Genomic DNA, 24,982 nt, shown 5'->3' on the forward strand with positions numbered 1-24,982 from the left:
AAAGCCCGGCATGCCGGGCTTTTTGTTGTCTGCCATAAAGCAGTTACTGCTGACTCAGACGCTTGGCCTCAGCGGCTTTAGCCGCACGCTGACGCCGAATCTCTTTAGGGTCGGCCTGCAGCGGGCGATACATTTCGATGCGATCACCTGCCTGCAACACGCGGGTTTCAGGCTCAGCTATCTGCTTGCCGAAAATCCCTACCGGACAACCCGCCAGATCAAGTTCGGGAAACTCACCCCCCATACCCGACGCCAATACCGCCGCCCGTACCGTCGTACCTGGCGGCACAGCCACGGTCAGCAGGCACTGACGATCGACCGCGGCATACACCACCTCAACGTCAATCATGAGCTCAGCCATACAACTGCTTGGCGCGCTGACAGAATGCATCCACCAGGGTGTTGGCCGCTTGATTGAACAAAGGCCCCAAGGTCGCTTTGACGATAGCCCCGGCGTAATCAAAGGTCATGTCCAAGCTGATTTTGCAGGCCTTCTCACCTAACGGCTTGAACACCCACATACCATGCAGCTTGGTGAAAGGGCCTTCTTCAAGGTTCATTTCAATGGATTGACCCGGCACCAGCGTATTGCAGGTTACGAAGTGTTGGCTCAAGCCGCCCTTCGCCACGCCCAGACTGGCGCGCATCAGCACTTCAGTGCTTTCCAGGATTTCGGCCGACGAGCACCACGGCAAAAACTGCGGGTAACTCGCTACATCGTTCACCAGGTCATAAAGAGCCTGGGCTGGATACGGCAACAAGGCGGAGCGTTGGATATGGGTAGTCATGTCAGCGTTACTTCCACAGCTGGGCGGCAAACACAATCAGAATGCCGAGTGGCGCCACATAGCGCATCAAAAAAAGAGTCAGGGCGAACAACATCGGGCTACGCATCGACAACTCGTCGCGAACCGCACCGCGCCCCATGATCCAGCCTGCAAAGACCACAAAGCAAAGGCCACCCAAAGGCAACATGATACGCGAGGTGAAGAAATCGACGACACCAAAGAAGTCCAGACCGCTTACTGCGCCCCATTGGTAGAGCTGAAAACCCGAGTCCTCATTCACGAAAAACTTCGCCTGTTTCCAGATATTGAATGAAAACACCGTGCCCAGACCTACAAACCAGCAGCTGAATGCCAGCCAGAACGTGACCCACAAGCGTCGCACCTTGGTCCGTTCCACTAGATAAGCCACCATCGGCTCAAGCAATGAGATGGCTGAACTCCAGGCTGCCACCGCTACCAGAATAAAAAACACCACGCCCATCAACTGACCGAACGCCACATTGCCAAAGGCAAACGGCAAGGTCACAAACATCAGCCCTGGCCCTTCGCCAGGGTTTAGTCCCGACGCAAAGACAATTGGAAACAATGCCAGCCCGGCGAGCAATGAGACAAAAGTGTCGATCAGTGCGACCCCCACTACCGTTCCGGAGATCGATGCATTTTTCGGCATGTACGCGCCGTAAATCATGATCGAGCCCACGCCAACACTCAGCGAAAAGAACGCATGCCCCATCGCAGCAAGCAAGCCGTCGAGTACACGATCAGGGTTGAAATCGAACATGAAATGCACGCCCTGCATAAAGTGCCCGGTGGTCATGCTGTAACCCAGCAACACCAGCAATAGCACAAACAACAGCGGCATCATGATCCTCAAACTGCGCTCAAGCCCCGCCACAACACCCTTGGCGATCACATACGCCGACAACAACATAAACGCGGTATGCCAAAAAGTGAGGCGCCAAGGATTGGAAATCACGCCCCCAAAGTACTCACTGACCTGATCGGCAGTCGCCCCCTGAAAATCACCCTTGCCCATGTTGATGATGTAATCCAGCGACCAACCGCCCACCACGCTATAGAAAGATAAAATCAGCAGTGCCGTGATCATCCCGGCAAAAGCCCCCCACGACCAACGCCCCGAGTGCCCCGCCTCAACCGCCAGTACCTTCAAGGCATTCGCCGGACTGAGCCGCGCACGCCGCCCGATCAGGGTTTCAGCCAACATCACCGGCAGACCGATCAGCGCGATGCACGCCAGGAACACCAACACAAAAGCGCCACCACCATAAACGCCAACCATGTAAGGGAATTTCCAGATACTGCCCAAACCCACGGCAGAACCGGTCGCAGCGAAAATAAAGACCCAACGGCTTGCCCAACTGCCGTGGACAGAAACCTTGTCTGTCGACATCGTTACTACGCCCAACCACTAAAAAAAGAGGGCGCATTGTCCGGGAATCAACCTACGTGCTCAAGCACGCAGGTGCCCGTAGCCGACACGCTCGCAACTGCCTATAATGCCGCCCCTATGGCTAAACAGAAGAAACACCCTACAGGGACCATCGCGCAGAATAAAAAAGCGCGACACGATTACTTCATCGAACATCGGTTCGAGGCTGGTCTGGTCCTGGCCGGCTGGGAAGTAAAAAGTCTGCGTGCAGGCAAGGCACAGCTGGTCGACAGCTATGTGCTACTCAAAGATGGTGAAGCATGGTTGCTCGGCAGCCATATTGCACCTCTGACGACCGCCAGCACCCACGTCATCGCCGATCCGACGCGCAGCCGCAAACTGCTGCTTAACCAGCGCGAGCTGGAAAAGCTGTTTGCCGCCGTGCAGCAGAAGGGTTACGCCTGCGTATGCCTCTCGATTTACTGGAGCAAGCACTTGATCAAGTGCGAAATTGCCCTGGGTAAAGGCAAGAAGGAATACGACAAGCGTCATACCGAGCGCGAGCGTGATTCCGACCGCGAGTTGCAGCGCGCAGTGCGCAACAAGGGCAAGGAAGACTAGATCTTTCACCCTTGCTCTTGTGGGAGCGAGCTTGCTCGCGATACAGGCGATACGGTCTTTCAGTAGAACCGCATCGATGCAATCGCGAGCAGCCCGCGCCCACAAGTCTTACCTTAACCTTTACAACCCATTGCGCCGCTCGGCCCGCGCCATGCGTTGCACTTCCTGACGCACCTCTTCCAGCACCTCCTGCACATACACCAAGTGCCGGCTAGCCACTTCCCGCGCGTCCTCCGCCCTGCCTTCAATAATCGCCAGATACAGCTCACGGTGCTGACTGATCAGCATGTCCCGTGTTTCGCTGCGCTGTTTGTACATACCGCCAATGTTAGTCACCACGTTGCGCTTGAGCAGGTCAAAGAGCCCGCGAATCGTGTGCAGCAACACCGCGTTATGGCTCGCCTCAGCGATGGCCAGGTGAAAGTTCGCATCCGCCTCGCCCTCTTCTGCGCGACTGACTTCATCAACCCGCGCATAACAATCCTGTAATCGCTCAAAGGCTAGCCGTAGACGCTCGCGATCCATCTCGGTAGCCCGTGATGCCGCGTAAAAAGCGCACGAAGCCTCAAGCGTATGGCGAAACTCAAGCAGATCGCGCTGTGCTTCAGGATTGCTTTCGAGCAGTTGCAGCAAGGGATCACTGAACGTTGAGCCCAGCGAAGTTGCCACATAATTGCCACCGCCCTGGCGACTGACCAGCAAGCCCTTGGCCGACAACTTCTGGATCGCTTCGCGCAGCGACGGACGTGACACGCCGAACTGCTCGGCCAGTGCACGCTCCGCCGGCAAGCGCTCGCCCGACTTCAACGTGCCCTCGAGGATCATCCCCTCAAGTTGTTCGACAATATCGTCCGACAAACGGCGCTGACGGATCTGATCAAACCCCATAACTGCTCTCCACCCTCCCGACCACGCGCCGGGGGCCGCTATTCTCGCCGATTGGCGCGACTCACACACCCATCAGAAACACTGCCTTAAACCCCATCAGATGCCCCGACAACGAACACCTCGACGAAAGATTGTGAGGCGGCAAATTGACACATGCCACATAAGGCTTTTAACCTAGCCAACAGCGATTGTAAATTGGTAATACCAATTACCCAAATACAATCGGTAGCATCGACCAATAACAATTAGGGGCCACCCCATATGCAAACCTGGCAACAGCTCTACAGCCCGCTCGGCAGCCTCGGCCTGTCCGCTCTCGCGGCCGTTATCCCGATCGTATTCTTCTTCCTGGCCTTGGCCGTGTTCCGCCTCAAAGGACACGTCGCGGGCAGCATCACCCTCGGCCTGTCGATTCTGGTGGCCATCTTTGCCTTCCAGATGCCTGTCGACATGGCCTTCGCAGCAGCGGGCTATGGATTTGCCTATGGCCTTTGGCCAATTGCCTGGATCATCGTTGCCGCGGTGTTCCTCTACAAATTGACCGTTAAGAGCGGCCAGTTCGAAATCATCCGCAGCTCCGTACTGTCGATCACTGACGACCAGCGGCTGCAAGTGCTGCTGATCGGCTTCTGCTTCGGTGCATTCCTTGAAGGTGCAGCCGGTTTCGGTGCCCCGGTAGCGATTACCGCCGCACTGCTCGTAGGCCTGGGTTTCAACCCGCTGTACGCCGCAGGCCTGTGCCTGATCGCCAACACCGCGCCGGTAGCCTTTGGTGCCTTGGGCATCCCGATCATCGTTGCGGGCCAAGTGACCGGCATCGACGCGTTCAAGATTGGCGCCATGGCCGGCCGCCAACTGCCATTGCTGTCGCTGTTCGTACCGTTCTGGCTCGTGTTCATGATGGACGGCCTGCGTGGCGTGCGTGAAACCTGGCCCGCAGCACTGGTTGCCGGTTTGAGTTTCGCCATCACCCAGTACTACACCTCGAACTACATTGGCCCTGAGCTGCCGGACATCACCTCGGCCCTCGCCAGCCTGGTCAGCCTCACTCTGTTCCTAAAAGTGTGGCAACCAAAACGTACCGCAGGCGCTCAGATCGCAGGCGTTTCGTCGGACGTAACCGTAACCGCCAGTGCAGGTGGTTTCGGCAAGCCAACAAATCTGATGGCTTCGCCTTACAGCCTTATGCAGATTTTGAAGGCCTGGTCGCCGTTCCTGATCCTGACCGTACTGGTCACCATCTGGACTCTCAAACCGTTCAAGGCCATGTTCTCCGCCGGTGGTTCGATGTACGGCTGGGTTTTCAACTTCGCGATCCCGCACCTTGATCAACTGGTGGTCAAGACTGCACCGATCGTCAACGCGCCGACGGCCATTGCAGCCGTGTTCAAACTTGACCCGATTTCAGCCACCGGCACCGCGATTTTCTTCTCCGCGCTGATCTCGATGCTGATTCTGAAAATTGACATCAAGACTGGTATTACCACTTTAAAAGAGACCCTCTACGAACTGCGTTGGCCGATCCTGTCCATCGGCATGGTGCTGGCCTTTGCCTTCGTTACCAACTATTCAGGCATGTCTTCCACCATGGCCCTGGTGCTGGCAGGTACAGGCGCGGCATTCCCGTTCTTCTCGCCGTTCCTCGGCTGGCTGGGCGTGTTCCTGACCGGTTCCGACACCTCTTCCAACGCGCTGTTCAGCTCGCTGCAAGCCACTACCGCACACCAGATCGGCGTCAGTGACACCCTGATGGTTGCGGCCAATACCAGCGGCGGCGTAACCGGCAAGATGATTTCCCCGCAATCAATCGCAGTGGCCTGTGCGGCAACCGGTTTGGTGGGTAAAGAATCTGACCTGTTCCGCTTCACCCTCAAGCACAGCCTGTTCTTCGCCACCATCGTTGGCCTGATCACGCTGGCCCAGGCGTACTGGCTCACCGGGATGCTGGTGCACTAATACGCGCTATGGTTACTGCACATTAATGGCGCCGGGGCTCTCCCCCGGCGTCAATAATTCACTACCCGGTCCACCTCGGTGGACACATAACCGGGACCACCCGGAGACGCCTGATGAGCGAGCTTTTCTACAATGCCGTGCCGAATGCGACCCGCGTCGCCCCACCCCTGCCAACTCCTCGCCAATACCCTGCGCACAAACCGCGCAAGGTCTATCTCTTCGGCACCTGCGTAGTCGATCTGTTCTTCCCCGAAGCCGGGATGGACGCCATCCATCTGATCGAGCGCGAAGGTATCCAAGTCGATTATCCGCAAGGTCAAAGCTGCTGTGGACAACCGGCCTACACTTCGGGCTACACCAATCAGGCTCGGGAAGTTGCACGTTCCCAACTGGCGCTGTTCGCCGAAGACTACCCGGTGGTCGTGCCGTCCGGCTCTTGCGCCGGCATGCTGCGCGAACACTACGAAGACCTGTTCAAAGACGAGCCCGAAACCCTGAAAAAGGTTCATGCACTGGCCGAACGTACCTTTGAACTCACCGAATTTCTGCTGTTTGTGTGCAAGGTCCAGTTCCAGGACCACGGCGCTCCGGTCAAGGTCGCGCTGCACACCTCATGCTCCGCACGCCGCGAAATGAACACGCATCTGCACGGCCGCGAAATGCTGGCGCAATTGAGCAATGTGGAACGCATCGACCACAGCCATGAAAGTGAATGCTGCGGCTTTGGTGGGACATTCAGCGTACGCATGCCGGATATTTCCGGCGCAATGGTCGCTGACAAGACCCGCTCCCTGATTGAAACCGGCGCGCACCAAGTACTCACCGCTGACTGCGGTTGCCTGATGAATATCAACGGCTCGCTGGAAAAACAGAAACAAGCCCTGCGCGGCCAGCATCTGGCCAGTTTTCTGTGGCAGCGCACCGGAGGTGAGCAATGAACGCCAGCACCCTGATTCCCACCGTCGCGGTTGAAGAAGACTTCCGCGAGCGCGCTCATGAAGCCCTAGGTGACAAGCAACTGCGAAACAACTTCCGCAGTGCGATGGATTCTCTGATGACCAAACGGGCTGTGGCCTTCAGCGACGCCCACGAGCGCGAACACCTGCGCGCCCTGGGCAACGCCATCCGCGCCCGTGCCCTGTCCAAACTGCCCGACCTGCTGGAACGACTGGAAGCCAACCTGACCCGTAACGGGGTACAAGTGCATTGGGCTGAAACCGTCGAGCAGGCCAACGAAATCGTCATATCCATCGCTCGCCGCCGCGCCGCCAAACAGGTGATCAAAGGCAAGTCGATGGTCAGCGAAGAGATGGAAATGAACCACGTGCTCGGCGCACAGGGCATTGAATGCCTTGAGTCCGACATGGGTGAGTACATCGTTCAACTGGACAACGAAAAACCGTCGCACATCATCATGCCCGCAATTCACAAGAACGCCGGGCAAGTAGCCGACCTGTTTCACGAAAAGCTCGGCGTGGAATACACCAAAGACGTCGACCAACTGATCCAGATAGGTCGACGCGTGCTGCGGCAAAAATTCTTCGAGGCTGATATCGGCGTGTCGGGGGTCAACTTCGCCGTAGCCGAGACCGGCACCCTGCTGCTCGTGGAAAACGAAGGCAACGGTCGCATGTCCACCACCGTGCCGCCCGTGCATATTGCGGTCACCGGCATCGAGAAAGTCGTCGAAAACCTGCGCGACGTTGTACCGCTGGTGTCACTGCTGACTCGCTCGGCCCTCGGCCAACCGATCACTACTTACGTCAACATGATCTCCGGCCCACGCAAACCCGGCGAGCTGGACGGCCCTGAAGAAGTGCACCTGGTGCTGCTCGATAACGGTCGCAGTCAGGCGTTTGCCGACAGTGAACTGCGCCAGACACTGAACTGCATTCGCTGCGGTGCCTGCATGAACCACTGCCCGGTTTACACCCGCATTGGCGGCCATGCCTACGGCGAGGTCTACCCAGGTCCGATTGGTGCAATCATCACTCCGCACATGGTTGGGCTGGCCAAAGTTCCGGACCATCCGAGCGCGTCATCGCTGTGCGGTGCGTGTGGCGAAGTATGCCCGGTAAAAATTCCGATCCCGGCGCTTCTGCGGCGTCTGCGCGAAGAGAACGTTAAAGCACCCGATACCTCCCCGCGCATCATGCGCGGCCAGGGCAGCAAATATTCACGCAAGGAACGTCTCATCTGGAACATGTGGGCCAAGCTCAACAGCTCACCGGTCCTGTACCGCGTGTTTCTCAAGGCTGCCACCCGCTTGCGCGGGCTTACGCCGAGCAACGTTGGCCCGTGGACACAGAACCACAGCGCCCCTAAACCCGCTGCCCGTTCGCTGCACGATATGGCCCGCGAACATTTGGCGAAAAAATCGGGAGACCAGTGATGAGCGCTAGACAGAATATCCTCAACAAATTGCGCAACAGTCTTACTGGCACCACACCCGTGCCTGACAACTTCGACGAAGTGCTGGTGACAGAGCCCTGGAGCTACACCCCAGAGCAACGCATCCCTCAGCTGCGCAAACTGATGGAAGCCGTACACACCGAAATTCACCTCAGCACTGAGCAAGGCTGGCCAGCCCTGCTGGCGCAGCTGGTCACCGACCGCCAATTGCCCAGCCTGCTGATCGCGCCGACTACGCCCCACGGGCAGAAAGTGACCGCCCACTGGGCACAAAACCCTGCGCTGCCAACACTCAAGGCCTACGACCGCCCGGTGGAAGAGTGGAAGGCCGAGCTGTTCAACGATACTCCGGCCAGCCTGACCACTACCCTGGGTGCGATTGCGGCAACCGGTAGCCTGATCATGTGGCCAACACCTGAGGAACCCCGACTGATGAGCCTGGTGCCCCCCGTGCATTTCGCCCTGCTCAAGGCCAGCGAAATACGGGATAACTTCTATCAGGTGCAGCGCGAGATGAACTGGGCAGCGGGCATGCCGACCAACGCATTGCTGGTGTCCGGCCCATCGAAAACCGCCGATATCGAACAAATCCTCGCCTACGGTGCCCACGGTCCGAAAGACCTGATCGTGCTGATTCTGGAGGATGCATGAGTCTGCCTGCTGCCTTTGTGCGTGATGCCGAACGACTGATACCGCAGGACCGTCGCTTCAACGATCCGCTCTCCACCCTGGCTTTCGGCACTGACGCGAGCTTTTATCGGCTGATCCCCAAGCTGGTGATTCGCGTTGAGTCCGAGGACGAAGTGGTTGAACTGTTGAGTCTGGCCCGACGCGACCAAGTGTCGGTGACCTTCCGTGCCGCGGGCACCAGCTTGTCCGGCCAGGCCATCAGCGACTCGGTGCTGATCGTGCTGGGGGATAACTGGAACGCCAAGGAAATCCGCGGCCAGGGCATGCAAATCCGCCTGCAACCCGGCGTCATTGGCGCACAAGCCAACGCCTGGCTGGCTCCGTTCGGGCGCAAGATCGGCCCCGACCCGGCCTCAATCAACGCCTGCAAAATTGGCGGCATCGTCGCCAACAATGCCAGCGGCATGTGCTGTGGTACCGCGCAAAACACTTACCACACCCTGGCTGGCCTGCGCGTGGTATTGGCGGATGGCACCCGGGTCGACACTGAAGACGCGGCTAACATTGCGGCCTTTCGCCAAACCCACGCGCCATTGCTCGAGCAACTGGCGACATTGGCCCGAGAGACCCGCGCCAATACCGAACTGGCTGCCAAAATCCGGCACAAATACCGTCTGAAAAACACCACAGGCCTGTCACTCAACGCCTTGGTGGATTTCGATGATCCGCTGGATATCCTCAGCCACTTGCTGGTGGGCAGCGAAGGCACGCTGGGCTTTATCAGCGCAGTAACCTACGACACCGTGATCGACCATCCGAACAAGGCTTCGGCATTGATCGTGTTCCCGGACGTTGAAACCTGTTGCAACGCCGTTACCGTGCTCAAAAGCCAGCCCGTATCCGCCGTTGAACTACTGGACCGCCGCAGCTTGCGCTCGGTGCAGGACAAGCCGGGCATGCCAGCTTTCGTACAACAATTGTCGGCCAATGCCTGCGCCCTGCTGATCGAATCTCGCGCAGCTTCCCAGAGCTTGCTGCACGAACAACTGGCGCAAATCATGGCCTCGCTGTCGACCTTCCCTGTCGAGAAACAAGTCGATTTCACCGAGGACCCTGCCGAAAACGCCAAACTGTGGGCCATCCGCAAAGACACCTTCCCGGCTGTGGGTGCGGTGCGTAAAACCGGCACCACGGTCATCATCGAAGACGTGACCTTTCCGGTCGAGCAACTGGCCATCGGCGTCAACCGCTTGATCGAGCTGTTTGACAAGCACCACTACGACGAAGCGATCCTCTTCGGCCACGCGTTGGAGGGCAATCTGCACTTCGTCTTCACCCAGGGTTTCAACAACCCCGAAGAAGTGGCGCGCTACCAGGCTTTCATGGATGACGTGGCGCAACTGGTAGCCGTTGAGTTTGGCGGTTCGCTCAAGGCCGAACACGGCACCGGGCGCAACATGGCACCCTTCGTTGAACTGGAGTGGGGCAGCGACGCCTACCAGTTGATGTGGAAACTTAAGCGATTGCTCGACCCGCAGGGCATTCTCAACCCCGACGTGGTACTCAGCGAAGACCCGCATATCCATCTCAAGCACCTCAAGCCGATGCCTGCCGCTGATGAGATTGTGGATAAGTGCATCGAGTGCGGATTCTGCGAACCGGTGTGCCCGTCCAAGGGGCTGACCCTAAGCCCACGCCAGCGAATTGTGATCTGGAGAGACATTCAGGCCAAAAAGAACGCGGGCATTGACACCACTGAACTGGAAAAAGCCTACGCCTATCAGGGCATTGATACCTGCGCAGCCACAGGGTTGTGCGCGCAACGTTGTCCGGTTGGCATCAACACCGGCGAACTGGTGAAAAAACTGCGTGCCCGCACAGCCCACAGCGTGAAAACCGCCGACTGGCTGGGCAATCATTTTGCGACCACGCTGCAAGGCGCACGCTTCACGCTGCATGTGGCCAATGGCGCACGCATGATGCTGGGAGCACCGCGCCTGGCGAAAATTTCAAGTGCACTGACCAAAGCCAGCAAGGGCCGCGTGCCGTTGTGGACTAACGCCATGCCTCAGCCGGAGCGTGCGATTCGCTTTAGCCCGCCCGTCAAGGATGCGCGGCCACGGGTCGTGTATCTGGCCGCCTGCGTGTCACGGGTCATGGGCCCGGCAGCAAGTGACAGTGAGCAAATGTCACTGCTGGACAAAACCCGCGGCCTGCTGGAAAAGGCCGGCTATCAGGTGGTATTCCCCGACAACATGGACAGCCTGTGCTGCGGCCAGCCGTTTGCGTCCAAGGGCTACAACGAGCAAGCCGAGCACAAGCGTCAGGAACTGATCGGCGCATTGCTGCACGCCAGCCGTGGCGGGCTGGACCCGATCTACTGCGACACCAGCCCGTGTACCTTGCGCCTGGTGCAGGATTTGGGCGAAACCCGCCTTGATCTGTACGACCCGGTGCGTTTCATCCGTACCCACCTTGTGGATAAGTTGAGATTCACGCCACAAACCGCACCGATTGCCGTGCATGTCACCTGCAGCACCCAGCACCTGGGCGAAAGCCAGGCACTGATCGACATTGCGCGCCTGTGCAGCACCCAGGTCGTGATCCCGGAAGGTATTCATTGCTGCGGTTTTGCGGGGGATAAAGGCTTCACCACGCCGGAGTTGAACGCCCACTCGCTGCGCACCCTGAAAGATGCTGTGCAGCAGTGCAGCGAAGGGGTATCGACCAGCCGAACCTGTGAAATTGGCCTGAGCCAGCATGGCGGGATTGATTACCACGGCCTGGTTTATCTGGTGGACCGCGTCACCAGCGCCCAGGCCTGAAAATGTGGGAGCGGGCTTGCTCGCGATGGCATCTGCGCGATCAGGCAGAATTACCGCGCCATTTGCATCGCGAGCAAGCCCGCTCCCACCCAAAACAATCGACACCCCCGCCCCGTTTTCGAGCACAAAAAAACTCGCCAAATACAGGCAGAACTCCCGGGCATGGCTATAGTCAATTGGCTTAAGGCCCCAATCTTTGGGGCATAAAACCGAGCCTGGAAACACCGGGCCTACCCTGTGCACAAGGAGTTCTCCCCATGAAGCGTACCGCTCTTGCTGGTCTGTTTATTTCCGCTGTGATGTTGGCTTCCCCGGTGTTTGCGGCAGATGACCTTTGTCAGATCAACCTGCAAAAGATCAATGACGCGGTGGCCAGCTCTGGAGAAATCAGTTCCGATTTACAAGACAACATCGACAGCACCGTAGCCCAGGCCAAGGAAGAACAGTCCAAAGGCACCAAAGAAGGCACTGAAAGCTGCATCTCGCTGACGACTCAAGTGCTTCAGGACATCGCCAACAACAACAAAGGTGGTGAGTAACCCCTTTGGGATGGCCTTCTGCGTCATAAAGGCGTAGACTCCGCTAGCTTGCTGGTTACACACAGCAAGCATCGGGGCCGTTTAGGATTCGACGCCGGTTGCGAAACTCTAGGTGCATGCCGAGTTGGTAACAGAACTCGTAAATCCACTGTTGCAACTACTTATAGTTGCCAATGACGAAACCTACGAGGGTCAAGCTCTCGCAGCGTAAGCTGCCTTAGCCATCCTCCTGGTACCTTCGGGTCCAGCAATCACTAGGGGATGCCTGTAAACCTGAAGTGATTGTCATATAGAACAGGATCGCCGTGCAGTACGTTGTGGACGAATCGGCTAAAACTTACACAACTCGCCCAAAGCACCCTGCCCTTCGGGTCGCTGAGGGTTAACTTAATAGATACGGCTAAGCATGTAGTACCGACAGCGGAGTACTGGCGGACGGGGGTTCAAATCCCCCCGGCTCCACCAAATAGCTGTCCAGACCTGTCTCAGACAGTCTGCGAAACACCCAAGAAGCCCGCCCCGTGCGGGCTTTCTTGTTTCTGGCTATCCGTCCCTGTCTCCCCCTATCCAGACCCACCATGTATCCTCTCCTGTACCACGCCCGAAAATTGAAACTGAGGGGTACAAGGAAATGAAGCGCACTGAAATCAAGCGTCGCCCCTTGGCTGACACCGTATTGGCAACACTCGAACCTGATACCAAGGAATACCGTGAGCACGATGGAAACAGCCTCTACCTGAGGGTCCGTCCTGACGGCAACAAGTCCTGGCAGCTGCGGTACAAGAAGCCCGATGGCAAATGGTCATGGTTGGGACTTGGGAGTTATCCAGAAGTAGGCGGGGCCCTTGCTCGTCAAAAAGCTGCAGAGCTGCGAGCAGACTCAGCACAAGGGAGTAATCCCCTTGCCACCAAACGAGCCAGAAAAGCAGCAGAGATGGAAGCTGCCAGCAATACGTTCGAGCGACTGGCTCGCGAGTGGCATGCCTCCAAACGTAAAAATTGGTCGTCAGGTACCGCAGTCAGAACCATCGGTGCCTTGGAGCTCCACGTTTTCCCTGTCTTCGGGAACCGCATCTATCAAGAAATACTTCCAATGGAATGGATGGAGTTCCTGCGGTCAATGGAGCTAAAGGGAATCATCGAGCAGACCAGTCGTGTTCGAGGCATGTGTCGAGAGATTTATGATCTCGCTCGCGTCACGGGAAGAGCAACCCACAATCCACTGGAGGGCTTGCATAAGTTTTTGCAAACCAAGCCTGTGGAAAACTACGCGCATGTATCCCAAGAAGAATTGCCACCACTGCTTAGGGCCATCCGAGCGTACCCAAGCGCCCCCGATATCCGCATTGGTCTTCATCTCCTCTCGATGCTCGCATGCCGACCCTCTGAATTACGCGAAGCTCGCTGGTCAGAGCTCGACTTAGAGAAAGCACTCTGGACGATTCCCTCAGAGCGCATGAAACGACGCCGAGAACATCTAGTGCCACTTCCTCGCCAAGCAGTGCAACTGCTGCGTGATCTGCAACACCTGACTGGCAATTATCAGCTTCTGTTCCCTGGTCGCAGTGACACAACCAAGCCACGTTCGAACACTGTGTTCTTGATGGCTTTACGGCGTTTGGGTTACGAAGGGCGGCAAACTGGCCACGGATTCCGTCACATCGCTAGCACGATCCTGAATGAGCATGGCTTCGACGAAAACCATATTGAAGCGCAACTCTCGCACGTAAAGGACGGCGTCGCCGGGGTATACAACAAGGCAATTTATATCAAACCGCGAATTACCATGATGCAGTGGTATGCGGATCACCTGGATGAATTGGAGCAAGGGAACATAGTTCAGGGACATTTTGGTAAAGCCATCTGAATACTCTACCCCCGACCTCCCGTGAAAAAGCTGTTACAAACGTTACGGGTGTTACAAGGCAACTCAACCTAATGTTTTCATTGGTTATTTTCCTTGTAACACGCCACGTAGTCCAACCGTACACCTCAAGGTTACGCGATGTACTGTGTTACAGATGACAAGCTCCCTCTCCTTCTGGAGGCAGTTCGTTACCCGCTGGATGCCGGATGTGCATCGCTGGCTTTGCCCGATTGGCAGGGGCGAGGGGGCGACCGCTCGTCGGATTTAAATTTGTTTGTAACTTTTTAGACTCGTTTTTTTGCTGTATGGAAAACCAGTAGGACATGGTGGGACACCCCCATAAAAAATCAAAACTATGTTACGAACATGCTCATCTTTTTTATCCATATTCTTCTTAGGCTAATGCCGCGCAAGAAAATCGAACTTTCAATATATTAAAAAGCGTTTATATAGCTGGGGCCTGTAAGAACTACTACAGGTATCTCGCTATGACGCTTCACAACGCTACAGCAACATCACCGACTTCTCTCACGACTGAACTGCTGACAACAGACCAAGTTGCAACTGTACTGGGCCTATCCAGCCGAACTCTTGCCGCTTGGCGCAGCTCGCGTAGCAGCTCCCTCCCCTACCTGAAGACTGGCTCACGAGTCCGTTATCGCTCTCAGGATGTGCTCGCTTGGCTCGAAAGCCGTATGTGCTCGGCTGCTGCAGAAGTACTGACCCGGAGTGTTCAGTAATGGCCGAAGTCACTGCATTCACGTCATCAGCATTGCAGGTCATTTACGCAGTTGGAGCTCACAAGAAAGAGCCAGAGCGCTTTGATCCCACTGCAACGCTTATCCGTATTCACCAAGTGATATCACTCACCGGCATCGGACGCGCAACTGTTTACAAGCTCATGACCCAACCCGAAAGCGGCTTTCCGCGATCAGTAAAACTCACTGACAGTAACGCGCGCGGAGCTCCTGTTGCCTGGGTTCTTTCCGAAGTTTTGGCCTGGACACGTGCTCGCATCGCGGCTCGCGACAATGAGGCCGCATAGACATGGCAGCAGCTCTAAAAACAACTATCTGGCCCTTCAGAGTACTGCGAGAAATTGGATTTTCGACTAGCCGCATCACTCGCTTTGAAAAGCTGCGGCGGCGCCATGAAGCATTGGGCCATGCACTTATCGTAGTGAGTTGGCCGGATGGCGTTTGGTGTGCGCTGGTCCTTCATACCGAATGGATCGGAGCAGTTGCACTAGATGAATACGAGAAGTCATACGCCTACCGCGAAGCTCGACAGATGGTCCGTGAAAGCATCACCCCCATTCTGCACCTGCGCTACGAAATCCATGCCTGAAACGAAAACGCCCCCGGGAGCGATCCGGAGGCGTTGAGGTGTATCTACATGCCTGCTCAATTTATTCCGCTTCAAATAAATGCGCAAGACATCCGCACGGTTGCACTTTTGAAAATCGGGCGTTACTCTTTCGCCGTCGCTGCAAAATCAGCGAACGGGCTTGGCGGCCTGACCAGTACAAGGCGCAACAGCGCCCCCATTACGATTGCAGGCGCTTTTTTTGTGCCCGCATTCTCGCGTTATGGCGGGTTGCGCAGGAGCACCCTCGGGTGCGCCGGTCTCCTTGTACGCCGGTCCGCCAATCCTGTGCAATCCGCCACCCTTATCTGCTTGGCGGCAGACGGTGGCGGTCCCTCAGTACAAGGATCTCCACGCATGAAACACGCCCTAAATCCGTTCAAAAATCGCGCCGCTGCTCATCGAGCAATGGCTCTCGCCGCTTTACACGCAAACTCCAGCCTCGCTACACGTCTCGCCCGCTACAACGCTCATATGTCCAAAGCACGCGCCCTCGAATCCGTAGGGGGTGCCCAATGAAAAGTGCTCTGAATTTCGCCCTGCCTGAAGATCTCCTGTGCGTCAGCAAAGAGGCCGAAGCTGGTATCCCCATTGATGCCATCACCTGCGCAATTGATCGCGCCTCGTCAGTGCTGACCCTCCTGGAAGATCACTTTGAAGGTGACACCCCTCGCCTTTCCAACCACATCATCGCCTCCGTACTCTGGGATGTTCGCGGCACGCTGGGTTTGATCAAAACCTTGGCCATGCATGCCGATACAGCATCGAATCAAGCTGATTCAGTTGGGGGTGCCAAATGAATACTCCCCCAAAAGGTAAATCACGCCGCCCAACTTTTACCCAAGTCAAAGCTGCAGCTCTGCGCAATATTGATAGCGTACTCACTCAGTGGCTTCCCAACGGCAAACGCGTAGACGGTGGCAAGGAATACACAGCACCAAATCCAACCCGCACCGACAAGCGTCCCGGCTCTCTCAAAATCAACCTGAGCAAAGGCACGTGGGCTGATTTTGCTACCGGCGATAAAGGCGGAGACTTGATTGACTTGGTGCGCTACCTGGATGGCGGCACGGACGTAGAGGCCTGCAACAAACTTGCGGATCTGCTTCGGCTGAACGCTGAGGATTCGCCATCAAAACCAGCGCCGACTAAAAGCCCAGCACCTGAGTGGAAAGCAATTCAACCGATCCCAGTGGAGGCCATGAATAAGTGCCCTGCCAAGCATCGGCAGCACGGCGCGCCATCCAAAGTCTGGATCTATCGCGATACTCAGGGCCAGCCCCTTATGGCGCTTTATCGCTTTGACCTCGGCCCAGACGAAGACGGCAAGCCCAAGAAAGTCTTCGCTCCGCTAACGTGGTGCCAAAGCTCCGAGAACCAAACTACTCAATGGCGCTGGCAAGGCTTGGCCGAACCTCGCCCACTGCTTCGACTGCACGAGCTCAGCCTGCAAGCAGGTGCAACAGTGGTGCTGTGCGAAGGTGAAAAGGCCGCAGATGCTGCCGCCGAACTCTTCCCAGCCTACGTGGCAACCTGCTGGCCAAATGGCTCAAATGCCTGGCACAAAGTTGACCTGTCCCCGCTCAAAAATCGCACGGTCGTGTTGTGGCCCGATAACGACCCGAGCGGCACAACCTGCATGGAAGCCGTTGCTAAAAAACTGAAAGCAATCGGAGCCGATTCAGTTCGCGTCATTGCGCTGGAAAACTTCAAGCGCAAACCCACCCTCAAAAATGATCTACCCGGTTTCGCCAAGGGCTGCGTATGGGAACAAGGCGATGATGCAGCGGACGCACTCGCCAAAGGCTGGACGGCGAGCCACATTGCCGAGCTGGAGCGCACTGGTGAACTCTTTGGTGCAGCGTCTGCCCCGACCGCAGAGACCAAGGTAAAAGCACCGGCCAAACGGGCAGCTAAGCCCAAGACAGATACTCTACCCAGCGGCTTTCGCCTGACTCACGAAGGTGTGTTTTATTCCGGTGAAGATGGCGAGTCACGCCCTGTCTGCTCGCCACTGGAAATACTCGCTCGTACCCGTGATGCCAAAGGTCATAACTGGGGTTTACTGGTCGAGTTTGACGATCCGGATGGCGCAAAAAAACGCTGGAACATTCCGGCGCGCACCATGACAGGTGACTTCGGAAAGGATGTTCTTGGTCCGCTGGTAGATATGGGGTTGCGACTTGCTGGCACGCGCTCCAGCCGCAATGCACGCAATGACTTGCAGAGCTACTTCCAAGGTTTCGACAGCGCTCAGCGCGCCCGCTTAGTCACACGACTGGGCTGGCATGACAGCGCCTTTCTACTGCCAGAGCAACAAGTCGGTTCCCACACTGAACACCTGCACTTCTATGAAGCAGGTGCCCAACTGCCGCCCATCAGCGAGGCTGGCACCCTGGAGCAATGGCAAGAGCAAATCGGTGCCTTGTGCGTTGGTAATCATCGCTTGGCATTTGTGGCCAGCGTGGCGTTTGCTGGCCCGCTGCTGCACATGCTTGGTCATGAATCAGGCGGCTTTCACCTGTACGGCGATAGCTCGGGTGGTAAAACCACCCACCTGCAAGTCGCTGCCTCGATCTACGGCGGGCCACGCTTGGTGCGGTCATGGCGCTCGACCGATAACGCACTGGAGTCCATAGCAGCCGCGCACTCGGACGGCCTCCTGGTACTCGACGAAATAGGTATGTGCGACCCGCGCATCATTGGCGAGACCGTGTACATGCTCGGCAACGGCACCGGCAAAGCACGTGCTAATGATCGTGGCCAAGCTGGCCGACAGGTTCAAGAGTGGCGTTTGCTGTTTCTCTCTACCGGCGAGAAAACCTTGGCGCAACACATGGCCGAAGCCAACAAAGAGCTCAAGGCAGGCATGGAAGTACGCATGCTCGCGGTGCCTGCAGACGCCAGTAAAGGGCTCGGCATGTTCGACGTATTGAATGGTTTCGAGGACGCTGCCGCCCTTTCTGACGCACTCAAGGCCCGAGTAGCCAAGTACTACGGCACACCGCTCACAGCCTTTCTATCAGCGTTGTGCGAGCCAGGCAAAATGCACGGTTGGGCGATCATCCTGCGCCGCACCCTTGAAGGGTTTATTGCTAAGTCCCTGCCCGCCTCAGCGAGTGGTCAGGCCCATCGTGCGGCCCTTAGGTTTGGCCTTGCGGCTGCAGCTGGTGAGCTGGCTACCGCACTGGGCATCACCGGCTGGCCAGACGGCACTGCGACCACTGCAGCCCGTGTCTGCCTCAACGCATGGCTGAATGAACGTGGCGGCGCCGGAAACTATGAAGGTGACGCCATCGTGGCTCGTCTGCGCCAAGTCATCGAGCGCTTTGGTGAAAGCCGCTTCACTCGCTGGGAGTCTGCCGCCGCCAAGATCGATGAGCACGGCCCCCGCACCATTGACCGGCTGGGCTTTCGTAAATCGTTAGAGCATGGCCTGGGTGACGAGCTGCATACCACCAACACCTACTACGTGCTGCCCGAGGCTTGGCGCTCCGAAGTATTCAAAGGCATGAACATCAGTGCAGTGAACAAGGAGCTGCTACGTCGTGGTGTGCTCGAGCCGGGAAGCGATGGTAAGGCGTCCAGCCTCGTTCGGCTTCCGGGGCTAGGGCCACAACGCTGCTACATCGTAAAGACGGTTCCGGGGACAGATGAGAGCGAGGCCAGGGCTGCCTGACGGTTGCCCATTGATAGAGGTAGTGCCGGCTTATTCCCGGCCTCGCCAGCCATTCAGCCACCCCCTAATCGAATTACATTGAGATAGAACCAATGAACGAGATCCAAGAACTGAAAGACCGCCGCGAACAAAAAATTCTCGAGAAGGAAACACTTGAGCGCGAACTGATCCCCTACGCCGCAGCACTCGAAGACTATGAAGAGCTGCAAAGTTTGGAAGAGAATTTGCGATATAGAATCACCGATAAAAAAAGACAGGTCGGCTACCGTGAACGGGACATCGAGACCCTCAATCAGCAGATCCATCGCCGAGAAACACTGGCCAATCACCAAAGCCTGATGGCTGGCTACATCGAAGCCATCACTACATGGAAGGCTGACGAAGAAGAGCTAAACCAAAAACGTGACAGCATCAGTACGCGCTTGGAGCAGGTCCGTCAGCAAGCACATGAAGATATGACAAAAGCTCGGCAGGCAGAGACAGAGGCCGCTACAGCTTATGCACAGGCAGTCGCTTGGGGCGATGTCGAAGGTGAGAAAAAAGCTAATGACGACGCTCAAAAAGCTGCAAAACATCTCACCTCAGCCGCAGAGCATCATCGTCGCCAACAGCTGATTATTACTGCGCTGGAGCAAGAAATCGTCACTATTGATCGACACATCTCAGAAGCACAGAAAACGCGCGCAGACATTGAAAACCAAGCGTCACGCTTGGCAAACACAGTGCTTGAAGAAAAGTGGAATGCTGCTGCAATAGCTCTGCTCGAGGTAGGCGGCAAGCTGTGGGCCGCTCGGCGTCTTATCGATCGCGACCCAATAGCGCTGACGAACCTGAAAATCCCTGAGCAGGGCGAAAACTACGGGCCTTGGGGCTGGAGCGATCTTTCAGAACGCTCATATCACCATAGCTTTGAAGACGTACTCGCTATGTAACGCTGCTTTCCCCCGAGACGGCTTTGAAGCAAGGCCGTCTCGGTCACTCAAGAGGCCCAACCATGAACGCTGCAACACAAAGCAAAATCAGTTATTCAGACTCCCTGAAAGCCAGGAAAACGCATTTGAGCGGACTAATAAACCTCGTAAAACCAAGGACAGGAAAAACTACAAAAATAGAGACTATGACGATTGCAGCAATCAATGCAGAAATTAGCGTCATAGATCAACAGCTCGCAAAACGGAGCTAATGCCTAGACGGAGGCCCTCTAGGCTTCCGCCTTAGCCTGAACTTCAATTTCCTACCAACAGAACTACCCCCCCTCGCTAAAAAATCATATATTCCCTACCTCTATCGAAGCGATGTATTTGACCGATTGAAGGGCCTTCGCGACAGGCCTCTATAGGCCAATAGCAGTCAACCAAAAACGTTCAAAAAACCGGGTGATCTATAGTGGCGTAGTTTATTCTAGGCCAATTAAAAACTTACGCTAAATAATGAGGGATAAAAAATTGCTGAGTTTCAAAGACAAAGTTAGAGCCAAAAATATTTTTGGCCCTAATGATCGAAAATTTACATTGGCATCGTGGCAGGCGGCATGGGAAAACGAAAAAGCTCATAGCTCTGACGACCAGCATTTTTTTGAGGCGGGAGAAGTTTTCCATACAATCTTCAGCGAAATTAGAACAATGCTCACGTCCCTTTTCAACGACGAGGCTCCTGCAATATCTCGAACAACACATCTAGAGCTGCTTAGCGCAATTTCCAATCGAGACATAGCAATATTAAAAGATATACAGAAAACAGGTATTAGGTCAGGGCAAAATATTCACAGCATTTCGACAAAAGCAAATCGGTACGAGGCTGAAGTGTCTCTAGAGGAAATTGCTCACGGGGCTGTTGACGGGGTTGAGCTCGCTATTCTGGAAGGCATTAAAGCCATCAATAAAAGCCCTTTGATTCCGCTTGGAAAAACTCCTATTTCTGCTTTGGAGTTCGTTGGAATGGAGGCCGATCTTTCTCAATTATATGGAGTATACGATCAGTATTGGAAAGCTCTCTTGTGGGGTGACTATCAGTTTTTCGTCCGAGATACCGATCTCAATGCTTATGAGATTCGCCAACTGCCCACTGATAGAGAGGTATCTTATGAGTTAACAAGCTTGCGTAAAAGTAGACTTGCCATGCAATCTATGATGCTTCATTACAATCCAGCCATAATAAAGTTAAACAATAACGACTTGTATATTGTGCCAGCGGGATCCGGGAAGAAAAAATCGCTAAAAACTTCCGAAATCAAACATTCGTCAGATGAAATTATATTCTTTAACACAAAAATAAAAGGCGAGATACTTTTCCTGGCTGACGATTTCCCAAGTAGCCTTATCGAAAACCAATTACCTGCTGGCTTTTCAATCATGGAAGCCTTAGATGTTTTCAGATTACTCATATTATTATCCAAGCAGTTTCAAAACAAATACCCATCAGATACCAGTGTATACAACCACAAAAAACTCGCAGAGTTTAGCTCCAAGGCCAGCAAGCAGGAGTTATTACTAGCCATAACTAAGGCCTCAGGAATAAAATATGCCAAAGCCAAGCTGATACTAGAGTTTATAATTTTCAACGACCAGACTAGGGATTTGTGGAGTCATCCGATTCTTGAAATATCACACGACAAGTTGATATTTTTAACTAGCGCTTTATCAACCCCGGTGTTAGTTCGAGTTGTTGAGCATTGGCTTGCAGAGCTCAAGGTAGAGCTCACGAATAAAGGCACGCACTACGAAGAGGTATCTTTGAGTGAGATAAATCAAGATTTGCTCTCAAACACACTTCTGCCAAATCCTATTCCAGCATTCTCAAAACGCTTGAAACTCAAATCAGGGGCAGAGGAAGAGATCGATCTAATCTTAAACCTTGGCAAGGTAATCTTGATTGGGGAGGCGAAGTCAATTGTAACTACGGACTCATCAATCTCTTACTATCGTACATATAGCACGTTAAAAGGGGCCGCCGACCAAGCAAGGAGAAAAACTCTTTTTTTCTCAAACAACATCGAAGAAATATTTGAGATCTTTGGCTGGACCTATGATCCAAGTATCTTGTATCAGCTTCTTCCAGTAGTGCTAAATAGTAATAAAATTCATTCCGGCTTCCCCATCAACGGCGTTCCAGTTGTGGATGAACAAATCTTAGCAAGATATTTTAGCTCAAATACATTTCCACTTATTTCGGTAAAGCGCGACGATAAATTCCATCACTTGGGTTGGTTTAAGCTATACGAGAGTTACGAAGAACTCCAAAACAATATCAACTCCTATTTGATGCATCCACCACAACTTTCAGAAGGCCGAGAAAGCCTTGTCTATAAAACCATGAAGATACCACAACTGAATGGCTTTTCGCCAAAGATAGAGTACACAAGATTGGTACCCGGCGACCTCCCTATAGAGCGTAGAATCTATAAGCGCTACGAATTACCCCTCCATGTAAGCGATGATGTAATGAGCCAGCTAATGGAAATGGCGGCAGTCATTTAGTGTGTAAAAATTAGTAACGATCGGCCCCGTCATAGTGGCTGATCGTTATTAACCGAAGTACTCTCTCGAAACTTGACATATGAGAGCCCAGAGCGGCCACAATGGTTCGGTAGATGCCCTTCGCCACAGGCAGCAATTGGCCAGGAGCGGACAGTTACCGCCTACGAAATCCAGGGCGGCTCACTGCAGATGAAACTTAATAAGATGTGCGACACTTTTTGATGTGGTTTTCGATAATAATCACAAGCTCTTCATTTCTAGCCAGTTCATGCCGATGCCCCATCCGCTGTAAAAAATCTGTATGGCGAACAGTTTCGGTCGGTGTTGGCAATCAGAAATTGTCCGTGCGGGGTTCAAATGGTGTAATCAAAGGGCTAGAAAAAGAACGGCAAGCTTTTAGCATCGTACGTTCAAGCGGCGAGAACATCGACTTGCTCATGTATTTCTTCAAGATTTGCCGGGCTTGGGAAGATCTGTTCGAAAATGATCCAACATTCGAGACGCTCCCTTTCCACGGTGATTTTTTACTCACAACTGCTTAGGAAATTCAGGCCAGCCTTTCGGGGCTGCACGGGAAAGCGTTCATTGCCCAATCAAGCTGGCCGGGGACGTATGAACGCTTTATCAATGTAGCAACGAGTTCGAGGAAAAAATCATGAGCAGTGACAAAAACGAGCACAAAATCACTCTGCCCCCCGGCTCTCGATTTCGGCGACATGCTGGTCCGTATGACTTAGATACCGGCCGTCCGCGTTACGCCGTCCAGATAATCGCGCCGGATGAGCAGGCGAGACGTCAGGTCGAGGACAACTCACAGATCATGGGCACTCCTGGCAAGCACTTTTATGTGTGGGATATCAAGAACGGTTCGACTTGGCCTGTTTTCCTGACCCTGACAGTGGACGGAGTGACGGTAGGCAAGGGCAACGACTAACGAACTGTTCGAGGAAACCGAAGCATGGATCCCCGTCATACGCTGATAGCTTTAGGTTTGATTATCGCCGCCATAATTGCGGCGAATACTTCAGCCTGCAATCCACCGGTACATACAGCATCCTCGACGCAGCAAGCGAAGCAGATCTGCGATGAAGTTTACGCTGACAGCGAGGACGCTAGCGGATACGGCGATTGCGTCAGCTCAGCAAAACGAAGCCTCGAAAAATACTAACTGACGGAAAAAGGAAACTCCGCTTTGAAATATCTCACCGTTTTAAGCGTAACCGTGCTCTTGGCCGGCTGTGGTCAGGAATCCAAGCCAGCAGCTGTACTTCACCTTGCTCCGATCACACCTGGTGCCATTCCCGAAAAGATCGGCGGCTGCGGGGAAGGTTGTAAGAAACTGGACAAGTTTGCTCAGTGGCAACCGCTGCTCGCTCCGCTGGTTGAAATGCACCGCAGGCAGGAGAAGTGCTCCTCAGTTGAGTATGCGATGCCCGATATCGACTCTGACCCAGTGGACCCGAAGTTTTATGTCCAGTGCAAAGAAGTGAGAAGCGGCCAGCTTTACAACACCTTCTACACGCGGACACAAATCGAGATGGGCACGCCGGCTACGAGTGAGCCGGTTTCCCGTGTGTATGCTGAACCTCTTTGTGCAGGCCAATTGGCTGAGAAACTGCCCGGCGCCACAATTACCAACCAAGGTTTTTACGAAGCTCCGAACGGATCTGTACGCCTAACCTATGACTTAAAAGTAAATGGCGTCGACAAGAAGGCGGCTTGTCTAGTAAGCCACGAGTCTGTTGAGTTCAACGTCGTCCGGTAGCTCAGTAATCAAGGAAAAAATAACTCTCGCAATAAACGTGATTCTTGGCCTACCGTCGCAGCTGCGGGCACTGATTGACTAGGTGAAAGCCGAGGAAATTCGCTCACCCCCCTCAAAGGGACGTGTCATGTAAAGTTGAGCCCTAAGACAAGAATTTTAAGGCCGTTAGAGGCTCTGCATGGGTTCTGGAGATATTTCGATGAATTTTTTGAAAGTAATATTGGCTGTCACTTTTTTTGCTGCTGCTCCCTCATGGGCTGGAGATTTGACTGGACCTCAAAATAATGCAGTCAGATCAGCGAATCAGTATCTCAGCATGACGGGCTTCTCACGGAATGGGCTTATTCATCAGCTTTCATCTGATGCTGGAGAGGGTTTCGACGTTTCCGACGCTACGATAGCAGTGGACAGCATGAAAATTGATTGGAACCAGCAGGCGGTGAGGTCTGCGAAGCAGTATCTCAAGATGATGGGCTTCTCGTGCAAAGGTCTCATTAAGCAACTTTCTTCGAGCGCTGGAGAAAAATACACTGTGGACCAAGCAACCTACGGGGCAAAACATGCAGATGGTTGCTGAAAAACGGCGTGGTTCAAACGATAGTTACATTGGAATAATCGAATTCGCCTTCAACCATCGTTCTAGGCCGTTGGGCTGAAATAGCAAGATGTTGACCAATGCCACCACGAAGCATGGTGTTCCCGTGCCGATTTGGCTCGTACCACTGCGGACAACGTGAACCATGAACCGCCCCTAGTTTCGTAGACGCCATCAAGCTTCAAG

At 54.6% G+C, this 24,982-nt stretch carries 23 protein-coding genes and 1 other RNA gene; 20 read left to right on the forward strand and 4 right to left on the reverse strand.

The window, feature by feature from the left end; translation table 11 throughout:
- Window positions 1-43: 43 nt before the first annotated feature.
- Genes RGV06_RS11075 through RGV06_RS11085 form a run of 3 tightly spaced genes read right to left on the reverse strand, consistent with a single transcriptional unit; the run spans window position 44 to window position 2,199 of the window.
- Window positions 44-361, reverse strand: coding sequence for an RnfH family protein (locus RGV06_RS11075; RefSeq protein ID WP_322149994.1), 318 nt, complete (start codon window positions 359-361; stop codon window positions 44-46).
- On the reverse strand, window positions 354-788 hold the full coding sequence (locus RGV06_RS11080; RefSeq protein WP_019825884.1) for a type II toxin-antitoxin system RatA family toxin: 435 nt from the start codon (window positions 786-788) through the stop codon (window positions 354-356). The genes RGV06_RS11075 and RGV06_RS11080 overlap by 8 nt, the downstream gene beginning before the upstream one ends.
- 7 nt (window positions 789-795) lie before the next feature.
- Complete coding sequence (locus RGV06_RS11085; RefSeq protein WP_019825883.1) at window positions 796-2,199, reverse strand: sodium-dependent transporter; 1,404 nt, start codon at window positions 2,197-2,199, stop codon at window positions 796-798.
- A gap of 117 nt (window positions 2,200-2,316) precedes the next feature.
- On the opposite strand from RGV06_RS11085, the gene smpB reads away from it, so the two are divergent.
- Complete coding sequence (gene smpB, locus RGV06_RS11090) at window positions 2,317-2,799, forward strand: SsrA-binding protein SmpB (RefSeq protein ID WP_019825881.1); 483 nt, start codon at window positions 2,317-2,319, stop codon at window positions 2,797-2,799.
- Between the two features lie 120 nt (window positions 2,800-2,919).
- Here smpB and RGV06_RS11095 read toward each other — a convergent pair whose 3' ends face one another.
- Complete coding sequence (locus tag RGV06_RS11095) at window positions 2,920-3,687, reverse strand: GntR family transcriptional regulator (protein ID WP_016783458.1); 768 nt, start codon at window positions 3,685-3,687, stop codon at window positions 2,920-2,922.
- 261 nt (window positions 3,688-3,948) lie between these two features.
- Between RGV06_RS11095 and RGV06_RS11100 the strand changes: the two genes are divergently transcribed.
- From RGV06_RS11100 to RGV06_RS11190, 19 genes are all read left to right on the forward strand, one after another.
- Entirely contained in the window at window positions 3,949-5,643 is a 1,695-nt protein-coding gene (locus RGV06_RS11100) for a lactate permease LctP family transporter (protein WP_019825880.1), read from the forward strand.
- Window positions 5,644-5,756: 113 nt separating this feature from the next.
- Window positions 5,757-6,581: a (Fe-S)-binding protein gene (locus RGV06_RS11105; protein WP_198822766.1), complete on the forward strand. Its 825-nt coding sequence runs from the start codon at window positions 5,757-5,759 to the stop codon at window positions 6,579-6,581.
- The gene (locus RGV06_RS11110; RefSeq protein WP_019825876.1) at window positions 6,578-8,035 is read left to right on the forward strand and encodes a LutB/LldF family L-lactate oxidation iron-sulfur protein; all 1,458 of its coding nucleotides are present in this window, start codon (window positions 6,578-6,580) and stop codon (window positions 8,033-8,035) included. Before RGV06_RS11105 ends, RGV06_RS11110 begins: the two co-directional genes overlap by 4 nt.
- Window positions 8,035-8,706, forward strand: a complete 672-nt coding sequence (locus tag RGV06_RS11115; protein WP_019825874.1) for a LutC/YkgG family protein — start codon at window positions 8,035-8,037, stop codon at window positions 8,704-8,706. The genes RGV06_RS11110 and RGV06_RS11115 overlap by 1 nt, the downstream gene beginning before the upstream one ends.
- Window positions 8,703-11,510 carry an FAD-binding and (Fe-S)-binding domain-containing protein gene (locus tag RGV06_RS11120; protein WP_322149995.1) on the forward strand — a complete coding sequence of 936 codons (2,808 nt, stop codon included), beginning with the start codon at window positions 8,703-8,705 and terminating at the stop codon, window positions 11,508-11,510. The genes RGV06_RS11115 and RGV06_RS11120 overlap by 4 nt, the downstream gene beginning before the upstream one ends.
- Before the next feature lie 257 nt (window positions 11,511-11,767).
- On the forward strand, window positions 11,768-12,049 hold the full coding sequence (locus RGV06_RS11125; RefSeq protein ID WP_019825871.1) for a hypothetical protein: 282 nt from the start codon (window positions 11,768-11,770) through the stop codon (window positions 12,047-12,049).
- Between the two features lie 73 nt (window positions 12,050-12,122).
- Window positions 12,123-12,514, forward strand: a transfer-messenger RNA (tmRNA) gene (ssrA, locus tag RGV06_RS11130).
- A gap of 166 nt (window positions 12,515-12,680) precedes the next feature.
- The gene (locus tag RGV06_RS11135) at window positions 12,681-13,916 is read left to right on the forward strand and encodes a tyrosine-type recombinase/integrase (protein ID WP_322149996.1); all 1,236 of its coding nucleotides are present in this window, start codon (window positions 12,681-12,683) and stop codon (window positions 13,914-13,916) included.
- Between the two features lie 488 nt (window positions 13,917-14,404).
- Entirely contained in the window at window positions 14,405-14,656 is a 252-nt protein-coding gene (locus RGV06_RS11140; RefSeq protein WP_082149447.1) for a helix-turn-helix domain-containing protein, read from the forward strand.
- Complete coding sequence (locus RGV06_RS11145) at window positions 14,656-14,961, forward strand: helix-turn-helix transcriptional regulator (protein WP_322149997.1); 306 nt, start codon at window positions 14,656-14,658, stop codon at window positions 14,959-14,961. The genes RGV06_RS11140 and RGV06_RS11145 overlap by 1 nt, the downstream gene beginning before the upstream one ends.
- A gap of 2 nt (window positions 14,962-14,963) precedes the next feature.
- Window positions 14,964-15,263 (forward strand): hypothetical protein, encoded by a 300-nt coding sequence (locus tag RGV06_RS11150; RefSeq protein WP_134051148.1) that lies wholly within the window; start codon window positions 14,964-14,966, stop codon window positions 15,261-15,263.
- Window positions 15,264-15,796: 533 nt separating this feature from the next.
- Window positions 15,797-16,081: a hypothetical protein gene (locus RGV06_RS11155; protein WP_322149998.1), complete on the forward strand. Its 285-nt coding sequence runs from the start codon at window positions 15,797-15,799 to the stop codon at window positions 16,079-16,081.
- A complete protein-coding gene (locus RGV06_RS11160) occupies window positions 16,078-18,960 on the forward strand; it encodes a DUF927 domain-containing protein (RefSeq protein WP_322149999.1) in 2,883 nt (960 codons plus the stop codon). Before RGV06_RS11155 ends, RGV06_RS11160 begins: the two co-directional genes overlap by 4 nt.
- 92 nt (window positions 18,961-19,052) lie before the next feature.
- Window positions 19,053-19,892 (forward strand): chromosome segregation protein SMC, encoded by an 840-nt coding sequence (locus RGV06_RS11165; protein ID WP_322150000.1) that lies wholly within the window; start codon window positions 19,053-19,055, stop codon window positions 19,890-19,892.
- Window positions 19,893-20,405: 513 nt separating this feature from the next.
- Complete coding sequence (locus tag RGV06_RS11170; protein WP_322150001.1) at window positions 20,406-22,436, forward strand: hypothetical protein; 2,031 nt, start codon at window positions 20,406-20,408, stop codon at window positions 22,434-22,436.
- 655 nt (window positions 22,437-23,091) lie between these two features.
- Entirely contained in the window at window positions 23,092-23,370 is a 279-nt protein-coding gene (locus RGV06_RS11175; RefSeq protein ID WP_322150002.1) for a hypothetical protein, read from the forward strand.
- A gap of 24 nt (window positions 23,371-23,394) precedes the next feature.
- Window positions 23,395-23,604 (forward strand): hypothetical protein, encoded by a 210-nt coding sequence (locus tag RGV06_RS11180; RefSeq protein WP_322150003.1) that lies wholly within the window; start codon window positions 23,395-23,397, stop codon window positions 23,602-23,604.
- Between the two features lie 24 nt (window positions 23,605-23,628).
- On the forward strand, window positions 23,629-24,201 hold the full coding sequence (locus RGV06_RS11185; RefSeq protein ID WP_322150004.1) for a hypothetical protein: 573 nt from the start codon (window positions 23,629-23,631) through the stop codon (window positions 24,199-24,201).
- A gap of 199 nt (window positions 24,202-24,400) precedes the next feature.
- Complete coding sequence (locus RGV06_RS11190; protein ID WP_322150005.1) at window positions 24,401-24,778, forward strand: Ltp family lipoprotein; 378 nt, start codon at window positions 24,401-24,403, stop codon at window positions 24,776-24,778.
- Window positions 24,779-24,982: the final 204 nt, after the last annotated feature.

This window comes from Pseudomonas sp. CCI3.1, from assembly GCF_034313985.1.
Classification (GTDB): domain Bacteria; phylum Pseudomonadota; class Gammaproteobacteria; order Pseudomonadales; family Pseudomonadaceae; genus Aquipseudomonas; species Aquipseudomonas psychrophila.